Raw genomic sequence first — 1058 nt, 5'->3', positions numbered from 1 at the left:
TTTTAGAAAGGAATAAATTTATATGAAAATTAAAAATTTAATTGATATTATTTGTTTTGCAGGTGTTTTTGTAATCATGTCAGGATTAATAAGTTCAAGTGAAAATTTATTAGGAAGAGTTGTTCCTGCTATATTACTTGTTTGGTCTGCTAATAACACAGTTTTAATTACTAAAAAGATATATTTAGAGAAAAACAAGAAATCCAATTTGTCTTAATGCTAATTGAGTAAAACTGAAAGAAAGTTAAGGAGAATTTAAAATGGATTTTATTTATGAATTAATATTTTTAGGACTTACAGATACAACTCAAAATTCAAAAGTTCCTAGACCTATTCGTATTGTCGCAGCTATTTTGGTAAGTATTATATTCATAATATCTATCATAACTCTTGGAATATATGTAGTTGTTGCTGTAGATCAAGGAATACTTAAAAGATTAATTAGTGCTTTTTTGTTATTAGTAATTGCTGGATATTACATATATCTTTTAAAAGCTATTACAAAAACAAATAAGAAATATTTAAATAAGAATAATGATTAGCCCATAAACATGGATATAGTAGTTTAGCAATTGAAATTTGCTAAAAAAATTCAAGATTGCAAATTTCAATTGCTAGGATATTTCTTCAAAATATATTAATCTAAAATTAGAAGGTAAATAAATATGCTAAGTGAGATTTTAAAACAAAAAAGAAAAGAATTAGGTTTAACTCAGCAATATGTTGCAGATCATTTAAATGTGACACGACAAACTGTATCAAATTGGGAGATTGAAAAAAGTTATCCAGATATTCCAACCTTGATAAGGGTTAGTGAATTTTATCAATTATCTTTAGATTATATGTTAAAGGGAGATGTCAATCTAATGGAAAAAATCGAAAAAGATACAAATGAATTAAAAAAATATCAAAAAACAAAAGAGATTTTAAAAATGATTTGTTATGGGTTACTCATCGTAGCTTTTTTCTATTTAGCTGGATATGCAATTGGTAAAGGTTGGGCTCACTATACTCTATAAATTACTTATTCGGTTGAAAAGAATTTGTCTTAAATACAA

Annotated in this window: 3 protein-coding genes; all 3 read left to right on the top strand. The window is 25.0% G+C overall.

The annotated features are described in order from the left end of the window. The first annotated feature begins 22 nt into the window (after nucleotides 1-22). The 3 genes from BMX83_RS10695 (at nucleotide 23) to BMX83_RS10685 (ending at nucleotide 1019) form a co-directional block, all read left to right on the top strand. Nucleotides 23-217 (top strand): hypothetical protein, encoded by a 195-nt coding sequence (locus BMX83_RS10695; RefSeq protein WP_091636866.1) that lies wholly within the window; start codon nucleotides 23-25, stop codon nucleotides 215-217. A gap of 43 nt (nucleotides 218-260) precedes the next feature. Further along, a complete protein-coding gene (locus tag BMX83_RS10690) occupies nucleotides 261-542 on the top strand; it encodes a hypothetical protein (RefSeq protein WP_091636864.1) in 282 nt (93 codons plus the stop codon). A gap of 123 nt (nucleotides 543-665) precedes the next feature. Then, a complete protein-coding gene (locus tag BMX83_RS10685) occupies nucleotides 666-1019 on the top strand; it encodes a helix-turn-helix domain-containing protein (RefSeq protein WP_091636862.1) in 354 nt (117 codons plus the stop codon). Nucleotides 1020-1058: the final 39 nt, after the last annotated feature.

The sequence above is a fragment of the Alkalibacterium gilvum genome (genome assembly GCF_900109085.1).
In the GTDB taxonomy this organism is placed as follows: domain Bacteria; phylum Bacillota; class Bacilli; order Lactobacillales; family Carnobacteriaceae_A; genus Alkalibacterium; species Alkalibacterium gilvum.
This window is presented reverse-complemented; position numbering and strand designations above follow the sequence as displayed.